Source organism: Cyanobium sp. BA20m-14, assembly GCF_024346295.1.
Window position 1 is genome coordinate 1 of sequence record NZ_JAGQCR010000034.1, and the last position, 18,700, is coordinate 18,700.

Sequence of the window (18,700 nt, forward strand, 5' to 3'; positions counted from 1 at the left end):
TGCTGCGCAGCCTGGTGATAGATATCGATAGGGACCACAACACCGAGGAAACGGCTGAACGCGTCGCCAGGATGTACCTCCATGAGGTCTTCAAGGGCAGGTATCACGAACAGCCCAAGATCGCCAGTTTTCCAAACGTTAAAAAGCTCGACGAAATCTATACGGTTGGGCCCATCTCCGTGCGCTCAGCCTGCTCCCATCACCTGGTTCCCATCCTTGGCAATTGCTGGATCGGAATCAAGCCCGGGGATAGGGTTATCGGCCTGTCCAAATTTTCACGGGTGGCTGACTGGGTCTTTTCCCGGCCCCACATTCAGGAAGAGGCCGTGATGATCCTGGCCGATGAAATCGAAAGGCTCTGTGAGCCCCAAGGTTTGGCCATCTTGGTCAAGGCCCAGCACTTCTGCATGAAGTGGCGCGGTGTCAAAGAACCGCAAACCAGCATGGTCAACTCCGTGGTTCGCGGTGATTTCCGGGCCGATCCCAGCCTCAAGGCTGAATTTTTTGAACTTGTCAAACAGCAGGAATCTTTGCTCTATTGATGAGCAATCCTCTCTAGTTAAGCAATCTTCCTCGGCCGGGCGCCAGCTCTTAGGGAGCCGGTAGCACCGGCCCCACGGGTCGGGAAGCCTGGCGCTGGACTGGGGCACCGGCCGGGGAGACGGCCACCACCAGCATCACTTCCGCTGAAACAGCCTGGGGCTGGAGGGCATAGCTGGGTCCGGAGGCCTCCACGATCAGTAGCCACTGGCTGCTGCCCGGGCTGCGCCGGTACCAGTGGAAGGCCTGGGGCGGCAGGGCCGCCAGCACGTCCGCCAGGGCCGTGGCCTGCAGCACCTGACCCGCGATGGCCTCGCCCTGGAGCGCCAGCTGCTCCAATCCGTTGATCTGCTGCTGGACGGCGCTTTCCTGCTGCAGATCGCTGGAGATCTGCTGACGTAGGGCCTGGATCTGGGCCTGGGGATCGGCACTGACCCCAGGCACGCAGGAGAGCTGGCCATCCACCAGCTGGCAGCCCACCAGGTCCTGGGCCGCCACCCCCTCCGGTATCCAGAGGGGTATCAAGACAGGAATCCACACCGGCATCCAGGCCAGCACCAGGGCCAGGCAGCTGCCCAGACCCAGCTGGCGTTGGCTTTGTTGTCCAGGGCAGGGACCCATCAGCAGAGGGAAAAGTTCAGTTGATTTTGGCCCCAAAAGGTCTTCTCAGCCAGCTGCGCTGATGGCGCCAACCAGCTCCGCTACAAGCTCGAGGTCCTTGTCGCCAGGGCTGCGCTCCACGCCACTGGATGCATCGAGGCCAGTGGGGCTCAGCCGGGCCAGCACCGGCGCTACCCGGTCGGCGCGAATGCCCCCCGCCAGCCACCAGGGCAGGGGCGGCTGAAACTGATCCAGCCAGTCAATCGGGATGGGATGGCCCGTCCCACCTAGCTGGTCAGGTAGCCAGGCATCGAGCAGCAGGGCATCCACCACCTCCGCGTATGCGGCTGCCCGCTGCAGATCCTCCGGGCTGCGGATGCGCAGGGCTTTCCAGAGCTCGCAGCCCAGTTTTTCTCCCAGCTCCCGGCAGCGCTGCGGGCTTTCCGAACCGTGCAGCTGGAGAATCCCATGCCCCCTGTCTGCTCCCAGCTGGTCCAGGGTGGCCCCATCGGGATCGGCCACCACCAACACCCGCTGGCAGCCGGGGGCTGCGGCCTGCACGGCGGCAAACAGCGCCTGGCGTTCGGCCGGATCTACGTATCGAGGCGACCCTGTCACGCCGATGACGCCGATGGCATCGGCGCCCAGAAGGGCGACCGCTGCGGCCTGGGCCGGCTGCCGCAGTCCGCAGATCTTGAGCCGGGGGCGGGGCATGGGTGGGCATCTGGCATGCCACCTTTCTAGGATCAGCTTTCTGATGGCGGGCCTGGCCCGGTTGTCGTGCCGGTGGAGGGGCCGTGGGAGAGGGCTGGCAGCTGTTCAAGATCCGCGGGATTCCCCTGCGCATCCATCCGAGTTGGTTTGTGATCCTGGTGCTTGCCACCGTGGCCTTCCAGCAGCAATACAGCCTGAGCCTCAAGGATCCCGTCAGTGCTGGCGTCCTCTGGGCCCTGGGTCTGCTGACGGCCCTGCTGCTGTTCGTGTCAGTTCTCCTGCACGAACTGGGCCATTCCCTGGTTGCCCTGACCCAGGGCGTTCAGGTCAGCGGCATCACCCTGTTTCTGCTGGGGGGTGTGGCCAGCGTTGAGCGGGAATGCAGCACGGCCCGAGGGGCCCTGCTGGTGGCTGCAGCGGGGCCGGCCGTCAGCCTTCTGTTGGGCGTGGGTCTGCTGGCTGCTACCCACTCTGCAGCCCATCTCTCGCCGCTGCTGGGGGCGATGGTTGCCCAGCTAGGCAGCCTCAACCTGGTGCTGGCCCTGTTCAATCTGCTGCCCGGTCTGCCCCTCGACGGCGGCCTGATCGTCAAGGCCCTGGTGTGGCAGATCAGTGGCAGCCAAAGGCGGGGCGTGGAGGTAGCCAACCAATCCGGGCGCATCCTGTCACTTTTCGCGATCGGCCTGGGCACGGTGCTGTTGCTGCGGGGGGCGGGGCTCAGTGGGGCCTGGTTGATGTTGCTGGGCTGGTTTGGCCTGGGTGCATCCCGCAACCAGCGCCAGATGCTGGCGCTGCAGCGCACCCTCAATGAGCTCAAGGTGCGGGATGCGGCAGGTCGTCGTTTTCGGGTGCTTGAGGCCTCCGGCCCCCTGCGGGAGCTGAGCAGGATCCGCCTGGCCCAGGCCAGTGACGCCGGCCAGGGCGACTGGCTGCTGGTCTGCGATCGCGGCCGTTGGCAGGGGGTCATTGACGACACCCCACTGCAGCAGCTGCCGGTGCAGCGCTGGGATAGCGATCGGATCGGTGACCACATCCAGCCCCTGGACAGCCTGCCTTCGATTCGGGACTCAGCCCCGCTCTGGCAGGCGGTGCAACAACTCGAAGCCAGCGGCCGCGACCGCCTGCTGGTGTTCAGCCCCGCGGGCCTGCCCTGCGGCACGATCGAGCGGCCTGAACTGGGGGAGGCTGTGCTCGTCAAGATGGGATTGAAGCTGCCTGCCCCCTTGCTCGAGGCAGCTCGGCGCCAAGGCACCTACCCGCTTGGCCTGGCCTTGCCCCAGGTGGTGCGATCGATGCTGGCCTCCGGGGAAGCCTCCGGCGAAGCCCCTGCCCTGCCAGCCCTGCCACTAGATAGCCCCTCCGTGTAAGGCCCCAGGCGAGCTCCGATGGTGGCGAGCTCAGCGCCGCTGAGGGCCCCTTCCGTCCATCCTGAGCCGGCCGTTGGCAGCCAGGTCAGGGCCGATCGGATCAGCAGAATTTGGAGGGCGGAGCCCTCTAGGGGCAGCCTGGCCAGCCGGGGCGGCGGGGCCTTGAATACCTGCTGCCAGAGCTCATCTGCTGGCTCGACCAGGATCGAGCCGTGCTGGAGCAGGCAGCCCCTGCGCCAGAGCTGGGCGCTGCCAATGCGCTTGGCCCCATCGGCGTCGACCAGGTCTGCGGCGGTGCCTGAGGCAAAACAGTTGCTGGGCTGCGCCGCGCTGGCTTGGCTGCCCGGTTGCAGGGGGTGGCCCAGCTGGGCAAAGGCCTCCAGCAGCCAGCGGCAGGCCAGGCCGTAGGCCCGCTTGCGCCCCAGCGGCGCCCCGGGCCAGACCAGGCCATAGGTGATCTCGCCGGCATGGAGGACTGCCCTGCCGCCGCTGGGCCGGCGCACCAGATCGATCACCCCGGCGCTGGCCAGTTCGCTCCAGTGGGCTTCCACCTTGCCCTGGTGAAATCCCAGCGAGAGGGTTGGGCGCTGCCAGCTGTAGAGGCGAAAGCTGGGCGCAGCTTGCTCCAGCAACCAGGCGTCGGTGGCCATCTGCCAGGCCCCGCTCCGGCAGGTGCTGGGCAGCAGCCTCAGGGGCGGCATGGGGGATGCTGAAGGAGCCGCCATCACCCCAGATTGCCAGGATGTTGTGGAGCCTGTTGCCCTATCTCCCCCTGGGGTTGCTGGCTGGGCTGCTGTCTGGTCTGCTGGGTATTGGCGGGGGGCTTGTGTTCGCCCCCATGCTCTTGCTGGCGGGGCTGGAACCGCATCAGGCACTCGCCACCAGCACCCTGGCGATCGTGCCCACCACTCTCGGGTCCACCTGGACGCACCTGGCCAACCGCAGCCTTCCCTGGCGCTCCGCCCTGGCGATTGCCATTGGGGCCGGCCTCGGTGCGGGCCTGTTCAGCCGGGTGAGCCTTGGGGTCCAGGGCTGGCAGCTGTTGGCCCTGCAGGCGCTGATGTACGCCGTACTGACAGTCACCATCAAGCCCCATGGCCTCCCCGAGGATGGGGTCGAATCCCCTCCCAACCTGCCGGGCCTTTCCGCCGTGGGATGGATGGCGGGATTGGCTACGGGCATGCTCGGCATCGGCGGCGGCCTGGTGATGGTGCCCCTGATGGTGAGGTTTCTGCGGGTGCCCATCCACCTGGCCATTCGCTTCAGCGGCCTGGCTGTGCTGGTTTCCGCCACGGTTGCCTCAACCACTTTCCTCAGGGACGGCCGGGCCCTTCTGCCCGTCGGCCTTGCCCTGGGGGCCACGGCCGCCCTGGCCGCCAGCTGGTCCGCCGCCCGCTTGGATCGGGTCAGTGGGGTCTACCTGGTCTGGATGTTGCGGGCCTTCACGATGGTCCTAGGGCTCCTGAGCGGAAGCCGCTCCCTGCAGCTGTTGCTTGGGCCGACTGGCTGATCCTGGGCCCAGACCCATGGGAGATTGCCAGAGCTCAGACCGGCGGTAAGCCAACCCAGAACTGGGCATCGAGCTCGAATCCCAGCACCGCAGCCATCTGGGTGAGCCCCTGGCGGATGCCCAGGTTGTGGGATCGGGCCCAGGCATCGAGGCCGAACAGGCGATGGGTCATCCACAGCTCAAGGGCCTCGGGGGCAAAGCGGATCCCCTCGGTGCGACTGAACTGGTGGGGCAGCAGCATGGCCCCATGCCGGGTGAGCTGGCCACTGCCGCGCTCCAGCACCAGGGGCAACCAGGGATATTCCGCATCGGCCCGCAGGGACCAGAGCCGCAGTTCGGCGATCTCAGAGAGTTCGCGGGGATCGTCTGCGGCCTGGGGCCAATCGAAGTTGAGTTCGAGGGATCCGGCCCGTTGCACCAGGGCTGCCGGGTCGAGGCTTGCCCAGGGTTGAAGCGGGGCGAGATCGAGGGTGCGGATCTGTTGCTCGGAGATCTCCACGGGCATTAGCAGGTCGGAGCCATCAAGAGCTGTGACAGCAGGGCGGGCGCAGCTGGACCGTAGCCACCGATGGGCAAAGAATGGGACATCCCGTTGATTCCAGCCATCATGGTTTCCACCCTCAGCCTGGCCGAAGTGCTGATTGCCCTGGTGGTGGCAGCCCATGCGGGGGTGCTGGCCGTGCGTCTCTGCTTCTCGCTCTACAAGGCCTGAGCTCCCTCGGAGCCATATCCACGGGGAGCCATTGCCAAGAGGAGCCATTGCCGCTACAAGAATTGTGTTCCTAAAGGATTGCTTTTCTCGGCATGCGGCAAGTGTCCAGGCCTGCGCCCACCTCCAGGCCTGCGCCAGCATCCAGGCGTGAACAGCAACCTGCTGTGAAGGTTGTTTCAGGGGGGGAAACTGCCGCCCTCCACGGCCTCTCACTGGAGCGCCAAGAACTGCTCTGCAGCCTCATTGCCCTGGCCGTGAAGCTGGGCCTGGTGGTTGTGGCCGGCATCAGCCTGGCGCGCCTTACCTCGGCTTACCAGGAGCGGATGGAGCGCCAGGGAGAGCTCGCCGCCGTGCTCGAACTCGAGCAGACCAAGCTGCTGAAGGCAAGGGAACGCTTTGACCAGCTGTTCATGTTGGAGGGGGAGCAGCGCCTGATCCGGGAACAGAGCCAGTGGATCGCCCCGAACCGGCTCCGTGTGGTGTGGAACAACCCTGAGCAGGCCCGCCCCAGCCCCTAGGTTGGAACCCGTTTTGTCACCGGGTTTGATGGCTGAAGCAGTTGGCGCCGGAACGGTTCTGATCACCGGCACCACCTCTGGAGTCGGCCTCCATGCGACTAAGGCCCTGGCCGATCTGGGCTGGCAGGTGGTGACCGCCAACCGAGATCCGGTCAGGGCGGCAGCTGCCGCCGACAGTCTGGCTATCCCCTCGGCCCAGCTCAGCCATCTGAGATTTGATCTGGCCGATCTGGACAGTGTGCGTGCTGGGGCGGAAACCCTGGTGGCTTCCCTGGGACGCCCCCTCGATGCGCTTGTGATCAATGCGGCCGTCTACAAGCCCAGGCTGGAGCAGCCGGAGCGCTCCCCCCAGGGCTACGAGATCTCGATGGCCACCAACCATCTGGGCCAATTCCTGCTGATCCACCTCCTCCTGCCGGATCTGGAGCGCTCCAGCCACCCCTCCCGCCGGGTGGTGATCCTGGGCACGGTGACGGCCAATTCCAAGGAGCTAGGCGGCAAGATCCCGATCCCGGCTCCCGCCGATCTGGGCGACCTTGCCGGCTTCAAAGCCGGCTTCCAGGCCCCGATCGCCATGGCCAACGGCAAGCCCTTCAAGCCCGGCAAGGCCTACAAGGACAGCAAGCTCTGCAACATGATCACCACCCAGGAGCTGCATCGCCGCCTGCATGGCAGCACCGGCATCGTTTTCAATTCGCTGTATCCGGGCTGTGTGGCCGACTCCCCCCTCTTCCGCCATGCCCCCCTGGCCTTCCAGAGGATTTTCCCCTGGTTCCAGAAAAACATCACCGGCGGCTATGTGAGCCAGGCCCAGGCCGGCGAAAGGGTGGCCCAGGTGGTAGCCGATCCAGCCTTCAGTTCTTCCGGCGTGCACTGGAGCTGGGGTAACCGTCAGAAGCAGGGGGGGAGGCAGTTCAGCCAGGAGCTCTCCGATAAGGCCAGCAATCCGGGTACGGCCCAGGCCATGTGGGAGGAATCCATGAAGTTGGTCGGGCTGGCTTGACGCTGCTGCCCCAGGGCCTGGTGGAGCTCAGAAACGGCGCCGGAAGGCATCGTCACTGCGGGAATCGGCCCCTTCGGCCCTAGCCAGCTTCCAGACATTGCGGCTGAGTCGGCGAGCCCTGATTCCAGCCCGTTCCACGCTCTCACTGGTAGGGCGTACGCCTAGCAACTGGCTGACCTCGGCCGTGGTCAGGGGAGCACCGGTCTGGAGTGCCAGCTGGGTGAGTTCGAGGCGCTGACGCAGGGCTGCCAGATCGGCCCGGCCCCCGTCATCAGAGTCTGCCCAGATCCAGGGCAGGTCGTTGCCGGATCCGGCCATTTTCTGCATCAAGCCCAGGCCGATAAAGGCCAGGGCCTGCTCCGGTTTCACCCCCTGGGCCGCGGCTTCGGCCATCCACTCTGGGAGCGGGGCCGGGCTGGTTGTGGCAGCGGCGGTGCTGGCGGCTGGCTGTCGGCTGGTCATGAACGTCCCATCAACGTTGGCCGGACCCTACCGGCTCTGCAACGATGGGCAAGGGTGCAACCGGCCCCAGGGTTAAGATCCCGGCGCGGCTGCCCAGCTGAAAGGGCAAGCTGCCCGAAGGACCCTTGCCCGCTCGCCAGCCATCTCGAGAAGAATTGGCCCTGCGCCGGAGACGGGAAGGAGCGTCGGCATCTGTAACGGGCACGGGCAGGGGTTCGTTACCTGCGGGCCCCCGTTCTGGATCCTTGGTCACCGGCACCCAGGTGGATAGCGGCAGCTCCGGCGCCAGCTGCGTGATCACCACCGACAGCGAAGGCTCCCGCCTGGCCCGCCAGTCGAGCCAGGTGCAGTCGATCGAGCTGCGCACCTACGTCTTTCTGGATTCACTCCAGCCCCAGCTGGCCGCCTACATGGGCACCGTGAGCCAGGGCTTCCTGCCGATCCCCGGCGACGCCTGTCTCTGGCTCGAAGTGTCGCCCGGCATGGCGGTGCACCGGGTCACCGACATCGCCCTCAAGGCGAGCACCGTGCGCCTCGGCCAGATGATCGTGGAGCGGGCCTTCGGCTCGCTGGCCCTCTATCACCGTGACCAGAGCAATGTGCTCCACTCGGGCGATGTGGTGCTCGAGGCGATCGGCAGCCGGGTGGAGCAGCGCAGCCGTTGCGAGGTGAGCTGGACCGAGATCATCCGTGCCATTACCCCCGACCATGCGGTGTTGATCAACCGTCAGAACCGCCGCGGCTCGATGATCCAGGCCGGCATGAGCATGTTCATCCTGGAAACCGAGCCCGCCGGCTACGTGCTGATCGCCGCCAATGAGGCCGAAAAGGGCTCCAACATCACGGTGGTCGATGTCAAGGCCGTGGGCGCCTTTGGCCGCCTCACCCTGGCGGGCCGCGAAGGCGATGTGGAGGAGGCCGCCGCCGCGGCGATGCGGGCCATCAACCACATCAACAACAACTCCCGCTGAGCTATCCAGCTCAGCCTCGAATCCCCAGGAGCCGCCGCAGCGCCGGGGCGAGCAGCCTCGCAGCCTTGCCGCGGCTGCCGAATTTGCTTCTCAGGTGGGGGCCCATCTGGGCATAGGAACTGCCGGCCTCGCGCACGTAGAGCAGGCTGTCGTAGCCACTGCCATGCCCCTGGGGCTGGCGCAGGATTGAGCCCCTGCAGATGCCCTCTGCCTCGGCGCGGCTGGCTCCGGAGGGATCGGCCAGCACCATCGCACTGCGGAAACTGGCCCCCCGGTAGAGGGAGTCGCCCAGTTCGTGCAACAGGCGATGGATGCGTTCGTGGTCGGTGGGGGCGTAGCGGGCCGAAAAAATTCCAGGTGCGCCGCCCAGGGCATCCACCTCGATGCCGGAGTCGTCCGCCAGGGCCCACTGGCCGGTGAGTCTGGCCACTGCCTGGGCCTTGATCCTCGCGTTGTCGAGGTAGGTGGAGCCCGTTTCCTCAATGTCCAGCCCCGCTGGCTGGGGCACAACTTCCAGCTCAACAAGCTCGAGCATGGCGCCGATTTCGGCCACCTTGTGGGGGTTGCCGCTGGCGATCACCAAAGCTGGCATCCAGGGTCCCCAGGAGAGACGCCATTCTGGCCCAGAGCCCTCTTAGAAGAACGCAGGGGCGCTCCAGGAGTGGGGAACCGGCCGGGTTGAACATTCCACCCCCCGGAGAGCTCCAGGGGTGCCGGTTCCGCCTGCAACATTAGGTAAATAAGCCTAAAAGCCCTGGGCAAGTGCAGCTTTTTGTTCGCCCCCTGACAGGGGGCGGCCCACTTGGACCACCTGGTTTGGTGGGGATTAGCGTTGGAGCTGATCGCCATTTCAGGTGATCAAGCCGGAGTTTTGCCAATGGACTCGAGCTTGATCCTGCAGAACCTGCTCTCCCCTCCGGTTCTGTTCTTTTTTCTAGGTGTGATTGCGGTGCTGGTGGGCTCCGACCTGGAAATCCCCGCGCCCCTACCCAAGCTCTTCTCCCTTTACCTGTTGCTGGCGATCGGCTTCAAGGGGGGGCTCGAATTGCAACACAGCGGTCTGGGGGGCCAGGTACTGCCCACCATTGCGGCCGCCGTGGCGATGTCACTGGTGGTGCCGGTCTACAGCTTTCTGCTGTTGAAGCTGCGCTTCGATGGCTTCAATGCCGCCGCCATTGCGGCCACCTACGGCTCCATCAGTGCGGTGACCTTCATCACCGCCGAGGGTTTTCTGGAAACCCAGAAGCTGCCCTTTGACGGCTTCATGGTGGCGGCCCTGGCCCTGATGGAATCTCCCGCGATCATTGTGGGCCTGTTGCTGGTCAAGCTGGCTTCCCCCCAGCGGCGCCCCGATGCCAAGGAGATGCGCTGGCAAGAGTTGCTTCGGGAGGCATTCCTCAACAGCTCAGTGCTCTTGTTGGTGGGCAGCCTGGTGATCGGCCTGCTTGTTGCGGCCTACAGCCCCGCCAGCGTGGCCAAGATGCTGCCCTTCAGTGAGCAACTCTTCTACGGAGCCCTGAGCTTTTTCCTGCTGGACATGGGCATCGTGGCGGCCCAGCGCATCCGCGATCTGCGCGAAGCAGGAGCTTTTCTGGTCGGCTTCTCCATACTGATGCCCCTGTTCAACTCCCTGGTGGGGGTTCTGATCTCCAAGGGACTGGGGCTGGAGCCTGGCAATGCCCTGTTGTTTGTGGTGCTGTGTGCAAGTGCCTCCTACATCGCCGTGCCGGCCGCAATGCGAATGACCGTGCCTGAGGCCAACCCCAGCCTCTACATCTCCATGGCGCTTGGGGTCACGTTCCCCTTCAACATCATTGTGGGGATTCCGCTCTACATGACTCTTGTCAACACCTTCCTTCCCTCCCCAGGCTGAGCCATGAAACGTGTGGATCTGATCCTGAGCGAAAGGTAGCTCGACGCGGTGATCAAGGCCATTGATGCGGCCGGAGCGCCGGGCTATTCGGTGCTGAAGCACGTCACTGGCAAGGGGCCCCATGGCTTGGTTTCCGACTCCATGGACTTCAGCGGCCTGGGGGCCAATGCCCATGTGATCGTGTTTTGCCCGGAGGAAGTTCTGCCCAAATTGCGCCAGGGGATCCAGCCTTTGCTTGATTACTACGGCGGTGTGGCCTTCGTGGCCGAGGCAGAAGCGCTCTGAGCGGAGGCGGCAGAACCCCTGCCGTCACTGGAGTGGCAAGCATTGCCTAACGTTTTGTGTTGCACTGATCAGTTTGGCTTATCTGACGCCGGACTAAGAGTGATGGCAGGAGAGGGGTAAATGGCTTGACGGGGGGTTTGCCTGCCGACCATGGTTGCGAGCGAACATTCCACCCCCCTCCTCCAGGAGCAGGTAATGGCAACTGAAACCATGGGCATCGCCCTCGGCATGATTGAAACCCGGGGTCTGGTCCCCGCGATCGAGGCGGCTGACGCCATGACCAAGGCCGCCGAAGTGCGCTTGATCGGTCGTGAATTCGTTGGCGGCGGCTACGTCACCGTCATGGTGCGCGGCGAAACCGGCGCAGTTAACGCAGCTGTTCGCGCCGGGGCTGATGCCTGCGAGCGCGTCGGCGACGGCCTCGTGGCAGCCCACATCATCGCTAGGCCCCACCGCGAAGTGGAGCCTGCCCTGGGCAACGGCAACTACGCCGGTCAGAAGGACTGAGCCAGAAAGCGTCTGAAGCGCTGATCAATCTCAATCCCTTACCCGCCCCCACCGGAGAAACTCCATGAGCAAGAAGTACGACGCAGGGGTCAAGGAGTACCGCGACACGTATTGGACTCCTGACTACGTCCCCCTAGACACCGACCTGCTGGCCTGCTTCAAGTGCACCGGCCAGGAAGGTGTTCCCAAGGAAGAAGTGGCTGCCGCTGTGGCCGCTGAATCCTCTACCGGCACCTGGTCCACTGTGTGGTCCGAGCTCCTCACCGATCTCGACTTTTACAAAGGCCGCTGCTACCGCATCGCAGACGTCCCTGGCGACAAGGAAGCCTTCTACGCCTTCATTGCCTATCCCCTCGATTTGTTTGAGGAAGGCTCAATCACCAACGTGTTGACCTCCCTGGTTGGCAACGTGTTTGGCTTCAAGGCGCTGCGCAATCTGCGTCTCGAGGACATCCGCTTCCCGATGGCGTTCATCAAGACCTGCATGGGTCCTCCGAACGGCATCGTGGTTGAGCGCGACCGCATGAATAAGTACGGTCGCCCCCTGCTGGGTTGCACCATCAAGCCGAAACTCGGCCTGAGCGGTAAAAACTACGGCCGGGTTGTGTATGAGTGCCTCCGCGGTGGTCTCGATTTCACCAAGGATGACGAGAACATCAACTCCCAACCATTCCAGCGTTGGCAGAACCGTTTCGAGTTCGTTGCTGAAGCTACCAACCTGGCCCAGCAGGAAACCGGCGAAAAGAAGGGTCACTACCTCAACTGTACCGCCGCAACTCCTGAGGAGATGTATGAGCGTGCCGAGTTCGCTAAGGAACTGGGCCAGCCCATCATCATGCACGACTACATCACTGGGGGCTTTACCGCTAACACCGGTCTAGCCAAGTGGTGCCGTAAGAACGGCATGCTGCTGCACATTCACCGTGCCATGCACGCTGTGATTGACCGCCATCCCAAGCACGGTATTCACTTCCGAGTGCTGGCCAAGTGCCTGCGTCTCTCCGGTGGTGACCAGCTGCACACCGGCACGGTGGTTGGCAAGCTGGAGGGCGACCGCCAGTCGACCCTCGGCTATATCGACCAACTGCGTGAATCCTTCGTCCCCGAAGACCGCAGCCGCGGCAACTTCTTCGACCAAGACTGGGGTTCCATGGGCGGCGTCTTCGCCGTTGCCTCCGGTGGCATCCACGTGTGGCACATGCCCGCCCTAGTGGCCATCTTCGGCGACGACTCGGTGCTGCAGTTCGGTGGTGGTACCCACGGCCACCCCTGGGGTTCCGCCGCTGGTGCGGCCGCCAACCGGGTGGCTCTTGAAGCCTGCGTCAAGGCCCGCAACGCCGGTCGCGAGATCGAGATTGAAGGTCGCGACATCCTTCTGGAGGCAGCGAAGCACAGCCCCGAGCTGGCCATCGCCCTGGAGACCTGGAAGGAAATCAAGTTTGAGTTCGACACCGTCGACAAACTCGACGTCAACTGATCAATCAATCTATCGATTGATCAATCCATTTCCATCCACCTAAGGGATCCCCATGCCTTTCAAGAGCACCGTGGGTGACTACCAAACAGTCGCCACCCTGGAGACATTCGGCTTCTTGCCGCCTTTCACCCAGGACGAGATCTACGACCAAATCGCCTACATCATTGCCCAGGGATGGAGCCCGCTCGTTGAGCATGTCCATCCCAGTAATTCCATGGCCACCTATTGGTCATTCTGGAAACTGCCCTTCTTTGGCGAGAAGGATCTGGGCGTGATTGTGAGCGAGCTTGAGGCTTGCCATCGTGCTTATCCCGACCACCACGTGCGTCTGGTTGGTTACGACGCATATACCCAAAGCCAGGGTGCCTGCTTCGTGGTTTTTGAAGGCCGCTGATTTTTAGCGGCTTGAGGGGGGGTATCGGCTCCATGCCGGCCCCCCCACCTTTCAATTTTTGATCATCCATTCGACGGGCGGACATGGCCAGCACATCCAGCCGGGAAGCAGCTCTGGAGCGCCGCAGGGCCCTCACCAACGGTGGCAAAAAGGCCGCCAACCGGTTCACTTCTGGTAACAGTCGCGTGCGTTCGCTCGAGGACGCGCGCCCCACGCGCACCTCAGCTGCGGCGGCCAAGCCGGCAGCCTCTGTGGCGGCAGCGGCGAGTGCCTCGGTGCCCACACCGAGCCGCAGCCTGGCCGTTCCATCCCCGTCTGCCAAGCGCAGCCCGGCCCGGCCAATCGCCAATCCCAGCCGTGATCTGGTGCTCTCCCGTCGGGAGGCCCTCTCCAAGCGCGGTAAGCGTGCTGACACCTCCCGCGATCGCACCCGTACTGATTTGGCCAAGACCGACCTGGCCAAGCCCACTCCCAAACCCTCCGTCGCGGCCAATCCCCAGCAAGTTGCTCCAGCTGCTGGGGCCAAGCGTCCGGCTGGCCAATCCCCCGCCCTCTCCAGCCTGAGCAGCCGGTCAGGCCAGGGCAACGATCGGCGGGTAACCCCGAAGCGATCGGCCCAGCGTGATCCCAGCCGAGCCCTGGCCCTGGCCCGCCGCGAAGCCCTCTCCAAGCGTGGTAAATCCGCCAATGCCCCCACTAGCACCTCGGCGGCAACCCTCTCCCGTCAGGGCAACCCTGATATGAGCGCCCGCGAGCTCTCGCAGAAGGTGCGGGAGCTGCGGGCCAAGGTGGGAAGTGCTGGCACCAGTCGTAACGGTGGCACCCGACCCTCCGGCCCCAACCGCCACGGTTCCAAGCAGGCCGTGGCCGCTGATGCCCATTGGAAAGTGGGCGTCAGCGAAACCAGCAGTGGCCAGGTTGTGACCGGCACCCAGGCAAACCGCTCCCCCAAGACCACCGGTAACGAGGCGGCGACCTGCCGCCCCATTACCGGCACCGAATACCTCGGGGCTGAGGTGTTTCAAGCCTTCTGCCAGAGCGGCCCCGTCGCTACCCAGCCAGCCAAGGTGCGGGTCAGTGCCACCACCCATGGCAATCGCGTCACCGGCAACGAGGTGGGTCGTTCTGAAAAGGTCACCGGCGATGAGCCCGGCACCTGCAAAAACATCACCGGTACGGAATACGTTTCGGCCAACCAATCGGCTACCTACTGCGGGGGGAGCAATCCCAGCCCCCGCAAGGTCGGCCGCAGCCAAACCCTTGGCGGCCAACCCGTTTCCGGCGTGATGGTTGGTCGCTCCAGCAACGTGACCGGCGATGAGCCTGGCTCGGGCAGGCAGCTCACCGGCACCCAGTACGTAGGTGGTGACCAGAGCCAGGTGGGGGGCAGGGCTCCAACCAAGGTGGCCAGCCTCCATACCCTGCGGGGCACGGGTATCACCGGCACCCATGTGGGCCGCAGCGAGCACGTAACCGGGGACGAACCCGGCAGCTGCCGCCTGGTGACGGGGGATGAATATGTGGGCAGCCAGCAGTTTTCTGAATTCTGCGGCACCAAGCCGGCCCCGGAGGCCGCCAAGGTGGGCTTCAGTGTCACCAACAAAGCCCAAGTGGTGAGCGGCACCCGCACGGGTCGCTCCTCCAACGTCACCGGCGACGAGCCCGGTACCTGCAAGGTTGTCACAGGTACCCCCTATGCCGGGCTGGAGCAGGCCGGTGATTTCTGCTCCAGCAAGGCCGTCGGCGAGATCCGCCAGCGCACCCCGGTGCGGGGCGCCAATCGCATGAGCGGCATTCAGCCCGGCATTGGCGGAGCCTTGACTGGAGCCGGGCGCGGCGCCTGTGAGGCCGTGACCGGCACGCCTTACATCGGCAACGACCAACTGCTTGCAGCCTGCGGAGCCGCCGCTGAACAGGATTCAGACTTTCCCCAGCCCCTGGGCGGCAGCCAGCCCTGGCAGCAATTCAGCATCCAGTCACCATCGAGGGCAGCCCACCTGGCTCGAGAACGTACCGGCGGAGTCACGGGCACCAGTTACGAGCAAGGGAGCAGGATTACCGGCCCTTTTGATCTGGCCGGTGGCATGGTCACCGGCACTGAGCAGTTCCGCTTCGATCGCCGTGGCAGCCAGCAGGCCCGCGGCCCGCTTTTGCAGCCAGCAGCACTCGTGCAACCAGCCGCCGCTCAAGCAGCCGCCGCTCAAGCAGCACTAGTTGGGGAGCAGGGCGAGCGCCCCACCTCCCGAGTCACCGGCGAAGGTATCTCAGCCGGCCTGAAGATCACCGGCGATGACTGGGACCGGGGTGATCGGGTCACGGGCACCGAAGGTGTTTCGGCCCGCCGCCGCAACCCCACCAGGCCCGGTTCGATGCAGGCCATGCCCAGCTTCCAGGCCAAGCGCAACGAGGAGAAGCCCGAGCCCGTCTGCCGGGTGACTGGCTCCAGTGGCAGCACCACTGCTGGCTCCCTGATCACGGTTTCCGGTGGAGCCCGCGGCTGAATCCCTGATGCCCCGTCGTCCCACCGCCACTCCGTATCGCCCGATGGCCCCAACGGCTCCCCGCCGCCGGCCCCTCGGTGGCGCCGCCAGCGGAGCAGGGATCCATCCCCTCACCGACCGCCAGGCGAATGGGACCCTGCAGGCCTACGACGAGCGGGTGAAGGGTGCTTTTGATCGCATCGTGCCCCTGCTCAAGCGCCTTTCGGCGCTCCAGCACGAGGCTGATTTCATCGAGCAGGCCCAGCGTCTAGCCCTATTGGAGCTTGGCTTTGCCTTGCCCTTGCCGATTCTGGAGAAGGCTTGGGTGAGTCAGCTCGACATGGCCACCCTGTTTGCCTGGTGTGTATTCGAAACCTACGAGCAGACCAGCGAGGCCTTCTTTCAGCAGGATCCCCTGGCCGGCAAGCCCGGCAGCACCGCAGCGGAGGCCTTCAACGCTTTTCTGCTCTCCTGTGGCTTCCATCTGCTCGACATCACCCCCTGCTCCGATGGCCGGCTGGCCCATGCGGTGGCCTACGCCCTGAGGCTTCCCTTTAGCTCGGTGAGGCGCCGCTCCCATGCCGGAGCCCTGTTTGACGTGGAGAACACGGTGAACCGGTGGGTCAAGACCGAGCACCGTCGCTACCGCGAGGGGCTGCCCAATCCAGCCCACGACGACACCCGCTACCTCAAGGTGGTGCTCTACCACTTCAGCTCTAAGGATCCCAGCCACGAGGGCTGCGCGGCCCATGGCAGCGACGATGGCCTGGCGGCCTCCTGTGGTCTCGCCCGGCTGAAGGATTTTCAGCAGGCGGTGGAGAACAGCTTCTGCTGCGGAGCCTCGGTGGATCTGCTGCTGATGGGCATCGACACCGACACCGACGCCATCCGCGTGCACGTGCCAGGCCTCGATGGCAGCACCAATCTGGAGCGCTGGCTCGATGCCCAGGCCGTCTATGAAGCCACCTGCAAGCTCAGCAGCGATGGCGGCCGGGCCCTAATTGAGGCGATGGTGGAAGAGGCTGCGGCCAGCTGCCCCGACCCTGGCATGGTGAAGCTGGTTGCCAGGTTACTGGAGAACAACCTCTCCCAGATTGACTATGTGCGCCAAGTCCATGGCGGCAGTTACTTAGATGCGGGTCACGCCGAGCGGTTTATCGGTGTGGGGATTGGTTTTAAGGAGATCCATTTGCGCAATCTCACCTATTTCGCCTACCTGGATACGGTGGAAGAAGGGGCCCCTGATTTAGATGTGGGCATCAAGATCTTCAAGGGTCTCAACGTTTCCCGCGGCCTGCCAGTGCCGGTTGTGGTGCGTTTTGATTACAACGGTCAAGTGCCCGGGGCCCGCGACCGCGCCATCCGCCGCTGCCAGCGGGTGCAGGCCGCCATTGAAAGCCGCTATGCCGACCTATTCAGCCAGGGATTGCTGCACGCACTCCTAACAATTCGCGAGCAGGACCGCCATACCCCTGCAGAGGCGGTAGGTTCCACCATTACGTTCGCGAGCGCAGGAGGACACTGAAATGTTGATCTGCAAGGTGGTCAAACCCCTGGTCTCTACCAACCGCATCCCCGATTTCGAGCACAAGCACCTACAGGTTGTTCTCGATGGCAGCAGCCAGAAGGTCGCCGTCGCTGCGGTCGGCTGCATTCCTGGCGACTGGGTGATCTGCGTTGGCAGTTCCGCTGCCCGGGAAGCTGCCGGCAGTAAGTCCTATCCCAGCGACCTCACTATCGTTGGCATTATTGACCACTGGGATCCGGATGCCGGCAAAGCCCCAGCTCCTGCGGGAGGGGTTCCCTGATGGAAATCATGCAGGTCACCGGTTCACTAGTGTGCAGCCAACGGGTGGCTGGCCTTAACCATTCCAATCTGCGCATCCTGCGCAACAACAAGGGCAAGCTCAGCGTCGCCGTTGATCCGGTGGGGGCTTCCCCCGGCAACTGGGTCTTCACTGCCAGCGGCTCGGCGGCCCGCTTTGCCTGCGGCAATCCCGAGGTGCAGACCGATCTGACGATCGGCGGAATCATCGATTTCTGGGAGCCAGACGGCTAGGTCGCCCGGATAGTTCGCTGTCCGTTCGACCTGCCTTCCCACCAGCCCCCTACCCCTGAGCCATGGCCACCCCCACCCCCCAAAGCGATCCCGCTGCCGCCGCCAACCCCGCCCCCGCGGCGGCGGCAGTGGCAGCGGCAGCGGCACCTGGGGCGGCCAGTTCAGCTGCTGAGGCGGGGCCCCCCAAGGCCCTGGCCGCAGCGAAACCGGCGGCTAGCAAGCCCCGCACCGCCGCCGCCGGTTCCCGTTCCCGTACCGGTGGCGGCGCCGGTACCAATCGTCCATCCACCCCTTCGAGCAACAAAGCCATGGCTCCTTCCATTCAGGGCATTGCCCTCGGCATGATTGAAACCCGTGGCCTGGTGCCTGCCATTGAGGCCGCCGACGCCATGACCAAGGCTGCGGAAGTCACCCTGATCGCCCGCGAATTTGTGGGCGGCGGCTATGTCACCGTGATGGTCCGGGGTGAAACCGGTGCTGTCAACGCAGCCGTCAGGGCCGGCGCCGATGCCTGCGAGCGCGTGGGCGACGGCCTGGTCGCCGCCCACATCATTGCCCGCCCCCACAGTGAAGTGGAGCCCGCCCTGATCGCCACTGAAGCCACCCGCCGTCTTTGATTCCCATGGGCGCCGTTCATCCGCGCGTCCTGGGTTATCTCGGTCGCGCCCTGAGCCTTGAACTCTCGGCTGTGCAGCAGTACATGACCCAGGGCTCCCTTGTGGAGCTTTGGGGCGATCCAGAGGCAGCAGAGCGCTTTCGCCGCGAAACCGTGGAGGAAATGCAGCATGCGGAGCGGATCATCCAGCGCATGCTGGCCCTGGGGGTGGTGCCGGCCGCTTCCCAGCTGAGTCCCGTCAGTCAGGCCCCCGACCTGGTTGGCTTGCTGAGGCTCAACCTCAACCTGGAAGCCGCCCTGATCAATCACTACGCAGAGGCCTTGCGCTTCTGCATGCTGGTGGGCGACTCCGACAACCAGGCCTTCTTTGAGGCCCTTTGGTCAGACGAACAACACCACGGCGAAGATCTGCGCGCCTGGCTAGCCAGCCTCGGGGCCAGTGCCAGCGCCCCTTCGATGGAGCGGGCCACCTTTTGAATCAACCAGCTAAAGCAACCAGCTAAAGCAGCCGGCTCTAGACCAGGACCATAGGCAGAGAACTACCTAGGGCCCGCCGCCGCTGCTCCGCTTCATCCTGAACTTTGCTGCACGAAGCCCTATTCCCCTTGTCCG

The 18,700-nt window shown here is 64.6% G+C and carries 24 protein-coding genes; 18 read left to right on the forward strand and 6 right to left on the reverse strand.

Annotated elements, in window-relative coordinates:
* The coding region (gene folE / locus KBZ07_RS05085; RefSeq protein ID WP_254930598.1) for a GTP cyclohydrolase I at positions 1-542 on the forward strand (542 nt) is incomplete at its 5' end.
* Positions 543-591: 49 nt separating this feature from the next.
* Here folE and KBZ07_RS05090 read toward each other — a convergent pair.
* Positions 592-1,161 (reverse strand): hypothetical protein, encoded by a 570-nt coding sequence (locus KBZ07_RS05090; protein ID WP_254930599.1) that lies wholly within the window; start codon positions 1,159-1,161, stop codon positions 592-594.
* A gap of 45 nt (positions 1,162-1,206) precedes the next feature.
* Entirely contained in the window at positions 1,207-1,854 is a 648-nt protein-coding gene (locus KBZ07_RS05095) for a phosphoribosylanthranilate isomerase (RefSeq protein WP_254930600.1), read from the reverse strand.
* 83 nt (positions 1,855-1,937) lie between these two features.
* Here KBZ07_RS05095 and KBZ07_RS05100 point away from each other — a divergent pair, with 83 nt between their 5' ends.
* Positions 1,938-3,221: a site-2 protease family protein gene (locus KBZ07_RS05100; RefSeq protein ID WP_254930601.1), complete on the forward strand. Its 1,284-nt coding sequence runs from the start codon at positions 1,938-1,940 to the stop codon at positions 3,219-3,221.
* Here KBZ07_RS05100 and KBZ07_RS05105 read toward each other — a convergent pair.
* Positions 3,107-3,946 (reverse strand): lipoate--protein ligase family protein, encoded by an 840-nt coding sequence (locus KBZ07_RS05105; protein ID WP_254930602.1) that lies wholly within the window; start codon positions 3,944-3,946, stop codon positions 3,107-3,109. The two genes, KBZ07_RS05100 and KBZ07_RS05105, sit on opposite strands and share 115 nt — an antisense overlap.
* 17 nt (positions 3,947-3,963) lie before the next feature.
* Here KBZ07_RS05105 and KBZ07_RS05110 point away from each other — a divergent pair, with 17 nt between their 5' ends.
* Positions 3,964-4,731, forward strand: coding sequence for a sulfite exporter TauE/SafE family protein (locus tag KBZ07_RS05110; RefSeq protein WP_254930603.1), 768 nt, complete (start codon positions 3,964-3,966; stop codon positions 4,729-4,731).
* A gap of 34 nt (positions 4,732-4,765) precedes the next feature.
* Here the strand turns inward: KBZ07_RS05110 and KBZ07_RS05115 are convergent, their stop codons facing one another.
* A complete protein-coding gene (locus KBZ07_RS05115) occupies positions 4,766-5,236 on the reverse strand; it encodes a CRR6 family NdhI maturation factor (protein WP_254930604.1) in 471 nt (156 codons plus the stop codon).
* A 102-nt stretch (positions 5,237-5,338) separates the two neighbouring features.
* Here KBZ07_RS05115 and psaM point away from each other — a divergent pair, with 102 nt between their 5' ends.
* From psaM to KBZ07_RS05130, 3 genes are all read left to right on the forward strand, one after another.
* Positions 5,339-5,443, forward strand: coding sequence for a photosystem I reaction center subunit XII (gene psaM, locus KBZ07_RS05120; protein ID WP_197149960.1), 105 nt, complete (start codon positions 5,339-5,341; stop codon positions 5,441-5,443).
* A gap of 164 nt (positions 5,444-5,607) precedes the next feature.
* Complete coding sequence (locus KBZ07_RS05125; protein WP_254930605.1) at positions 5,608-5,961, forward strand: hypothetical protein; 354 nt, start codon at positions 5,608-5,610, stop codon at positions 5,959-5,961.
* A 28-nt stretch (positions 5,962-5,989) separates the two neighbouring features.
* Positions 5,990-6,964 carry a protochlorophyllide reductase gene (locus tag KBZ07_RS05130; RefSeq protein WP_254930606.1) on the forward strand — a complete coding sequence of 325 codons (975 nt, stop codon included), beginning with the start codon at positions 5,990-5,992 and terminating at the stop codon, positions 6,962-6,964.
* Positions 6,965-6,991: 27 nt separating this feature from the next.
* Here KBZ07_RS05130 and KBZ07_RS05135 read toward each other — a convergent pair whose 3' ends face one another.
* A complete protein-coding gene (locus tag KBZ07_RS05135) occupies positions 6,992-7,426 on the reverse strand; it encodes a hypothetical protein (RefSeq protein WP_396123392.1) in 435 nt (144 codons plus the stop codon).
* A gap of 245 nt (positions 7,427-7,671) precedes the next feature.
* On the opposite strand from KBZ07_RS05135, the gene KBZ07_RS05140 reads away from it, so the two are divergent.
* Entirely contained in the window at positions 7,672-8,397 is a 726-nt protein-coding gene (locus tag KBZ07_RS05140; RefSeq protein ID WP_254930607.1) for a BMC domain-containing protein, read from the forward strand.
* A 10-nt stretch (positions 8,398-8,407) separates the two neighbouring features.
* Here the strand turns inward: KBZ07_RS05140 and KBZ07_RS05145 are convergent, their stop codons facing one another.
* Positions 8,408-8,989 (reverse strand): non-canonical purine NTP pyrophosphatase, encoded by a 582-nt coding sequence (locus KBZ07_RS05145; protein ID WP_254930608.1) that lies wholly within the window; start codon positions 8,987-8,989, stop codon positions 8,408-8,410.
* Between the two features lie 285 nt (positions 8,990-9,274).
* Here KBZ07_RS05145 and KBZ07_RS05150 point away from each other — a divergent pair, with 285 nt between their 5' ends.
* The 11 genes from KBZ07_RS05150 (at position 9,275) to KBZ07_RS05200 (ending at position 18,565) form a co-directional block, all read left to right on the forward strand.
* Complete coding sequence (locus KBZ07_RS05150) at positions 9,275-10,270, forward strand: sodium-dependent bicarbonate transport family permease (RefSeq protein ID WP_254930609.1); 996 nt, start codon at positions 9,275-9,277, stop codon at positions 10,268-10,270.
* Positions 10,271-10,318: 48 nt separating this feature from the next.
* Positions 10,319-10,555: a P-II family nitrogen regulator gene (locus KBZ07_RS05155; protein WP_254930610.1), complete on the forward strand. Its 237-nt coding sequence runs from the start codon at positions 10,319-10,321 to the stop codon at positions 10,553-10,555.
* 195 nt (positions 10,556-10,750) lie between these two features.
* Entirely contained in the window at positions 10,751-11,062 is a 312-nt protein-coding gene (locus tag KBZ07_RS05160; RefSeq protein ID WP_094559871.1) for a BMC domain-containing protein, read from the forward strand.
* A 64-nt stretch (positions 11,063-11,126) separates the two neighbouring features.
* Complete coding sequence (locus KBZ07_RS05165; RefSeq protein WP_254930611.1) at positions 11,127-12,539, forward strand: form I ribulose bisphosphate carboxylase large subunit; 1,413 nt, start codon at positions 11,127-11,129, stop codon at positions 12,537-12,539.
* Between the two features lie 52 nt (positions 12,540-12,591).
* Positions 12,592-12,933, forward strand: a complete 342-nt coding sequence (locus tag KBZ07_RS05170; protein ID WP_197149945.1) for a ribulose bisphosphate carboxylase small subunit — start codon at positions 12,592-12,594, stop codon at positions 12,931-12,933.
* Positions 12,934-13,016: 83 nt separating this feature from the next.
* A complete protein-coding gene (locus KBZ07_RS05175) occupies positions 13,017-15,434 on the forward strand; it encodes a CsoS2 family carboxysome shell protein (protein ID WP_254930612.1) in 2,418 nt (805 codons plus the stop codon).
* Between the two features lie 7 nt (positions 15,435-15,441).
* Complete coding sequence (locus KBZ07_RS05180; RefSeq protein WP_254930613.1) at positions 15,442-16,938, forward strand: carboxysome shell carbonic anhydrase; 1,497 nt, start codon at positions 15,442-15,444, stop codon at positions 16,936-16,938.
* A gap of 1 nt (position 16,939) precedes the next feature.
* Positions 16,940-17,221, forward strand: coding sequence for a carboxysome peptide A (locus KBZ07_RS05185; protein WP_254930614.1), 282 nt, complete (start codon positions 16,940-16,942; stop codon positions 17,219-17,221).
* The gene (locus KBZ07_RS05190; RefSeq protein WP_254930615.1) at positions 17,221-17,472 is read left to right on the forward strand and encodes a carboxysome peptide B; all 252 of its coding nucleotides are present in this window, start codon (positions 17,221-17,223) and stop codon (positions 17,470-17,472) included. Before KBZ07_RS05185 ends, KBZ07_RS05190 begins: the two co-directional genes overlap by 1 nt.
* Before the next feature lie 62 nt (positions 17,473-17,534).
* Complete coding sequence (locus tag KBZ07_RS16260) at positions 17,535-18,089, forward strand: BMC domain-containing protein (protein WP_315860139.1); 555 nt, start codon at positions 17,535-17,537, stop codon at positions 18,087-18,089.
* Between the two features lie 5 nt (positions 18,090-18,094).
* Positions 18,095-18,565, forward strand: a complete 471-nt coding sequence (locus tag KBZ07_RS05200; RefSeq protein ID WP_254930616.1) for a ferritin-like domain-containing protein — start codon at positions 18,095-18,097, stop codon at positions 18,563-18,565.
* Positions 18,566-18,700 lie beyond the last annotated feature (135 nt).

Bases quoted from the DNA above. Each gene is read 5' to 3' on its own strand.
- KBZ07_RS05135 (WP_396123392.1), bottom strand. From the start codon at position 7,426: ATGACCAGCCGACAGCCAGCCGCCAGCACCGCCGCTGCCACAACCAGC.
- KBZ07_RS05115 (WP_254930604.1), bottom strand. From the start codon at position 5,236: ATGCCCGTGGAGATCTCCGAGCAACAGATCCGCACCCTCGATCTCGCC.
- KBZ07_RS16260 (WP_315860139.1), top strand. From the start codon at position 17,535: ATGGCCACCCCCACCCCCCAAAGCGATCCCGCTGCCGCCGCCAACCCC.
- KBZ07_RS05145 (WP_254930608.1), bottom strand. From the start codon at position 8,989: ATGCCAGCTTTGGTGATCGCCAGCGGCAACCCCCACAAGGTGGCCGAA.
- KBZ07_RS05190 (WP_254930615.1), top strand. From the start codon at position 17,221: ATGGAAATCATGCAGGTCACCGGTTCACTAGTGTGCAGCCAACGGGTG.
- KBZ07_RS05130 (WP_254930606.1), top strand. From the start codon at position 5,990: ATGGCTGAAGCAGTTGGCGCCGGAACGGTTCTGATCACCGGCACCACC.
- KBZ07_RS05160 (WP_094559871.1), top strand. From the start codon at position 10,751: ATGGCAACTGAAACCATGGGCATCGCCCTCGGCATGATTGAAACCCGG.
- KBZ07_RS05090 (WP_254930599.1), bottom strand. From the start codon at position 1,161: ATGGGTCCCTGCCCTGGACAACAAAGCCAACGCCAGCTGGGTCTGGGC.
- KBZ07_RS05150 (WP_254930609.1), top strand. From the start codon at position 9,275: ATGGACTCGAGCTTGATCCTGCAGAACCTGCTCTCCCCTCCGGTTCTG.
- psaM (WP_197149960.1), top strand. From the start codon at position 5,339: ATGGTTTCCACCCTCAGCCTGGCCGAAGTGCTGATTGCCCTGGTGGTG.
- KBZ07_RS05105 (WP_254930602.1), bottom strand. From the start codon at position 3,946: ATGGCGGCTCCTTCAGCATCCCCCATGCCGCCCCTGAGGCTGCTGCCC.
- KBZ07_RS05200 (WP_254930616.1), top strand. From the start codon at position 18,095: ATGGGCGCCGTTCATCCGCGCGTCCTGGGTTATCTCGGTCGCGCCCTG.
- KBZ07_RS05165 (WP_254930611.1), top strand. From the start codon at position 11,127: ATGAGCAAGAAGTACGACGCAGGGGTCAAGGAGTACCGCGACACGTAT.
- KBZ07_RS05180 (WP_254930613.1), top strand. From the start codon at position 15,442: ATGCCCCGTCGTCCCACCGCCACTCCGTATCGCCCGATGGCCCCAACG.
- KBZ07_RS05110 (WP_254930603.1), top strand. From the start codon at position 3,964: ATGTTGTGGAGCCTGTTGCCCTATCTCCCCCTGGGGTTGCTGGCTGGG.
- KBZ07_RS05175 (WP_254930612.1), top strand. From the start codon at position 13,017: ATGGCCAGCACATCCAGCCGGGAAGCAGCTCTGGAGCGCCGCAGGGCC.
- KBZ07_RS05170 (WP_197149945.1), top strand. From the start codon at position 12,592: ATGCCTTTCAAGAGCACCGTGGGTGACTACCAAACAGTCGCCACCCTG.
- KBZ07_RS05095 (WP_254930600.1), bottom strand. From the start codon at position 1,854: ATGCCCCGCCCCCGGCTCAAGATCTGCGGACTGCGGCAGCCGGCCCAG.
- KBZ07_RS05185 (WP_254930614.1), top strand. From the start codon at position 16,940: ATGTTGATCTGCAAGGTGGTCAAACCCCTGGTCTCTACCAACCGCATC.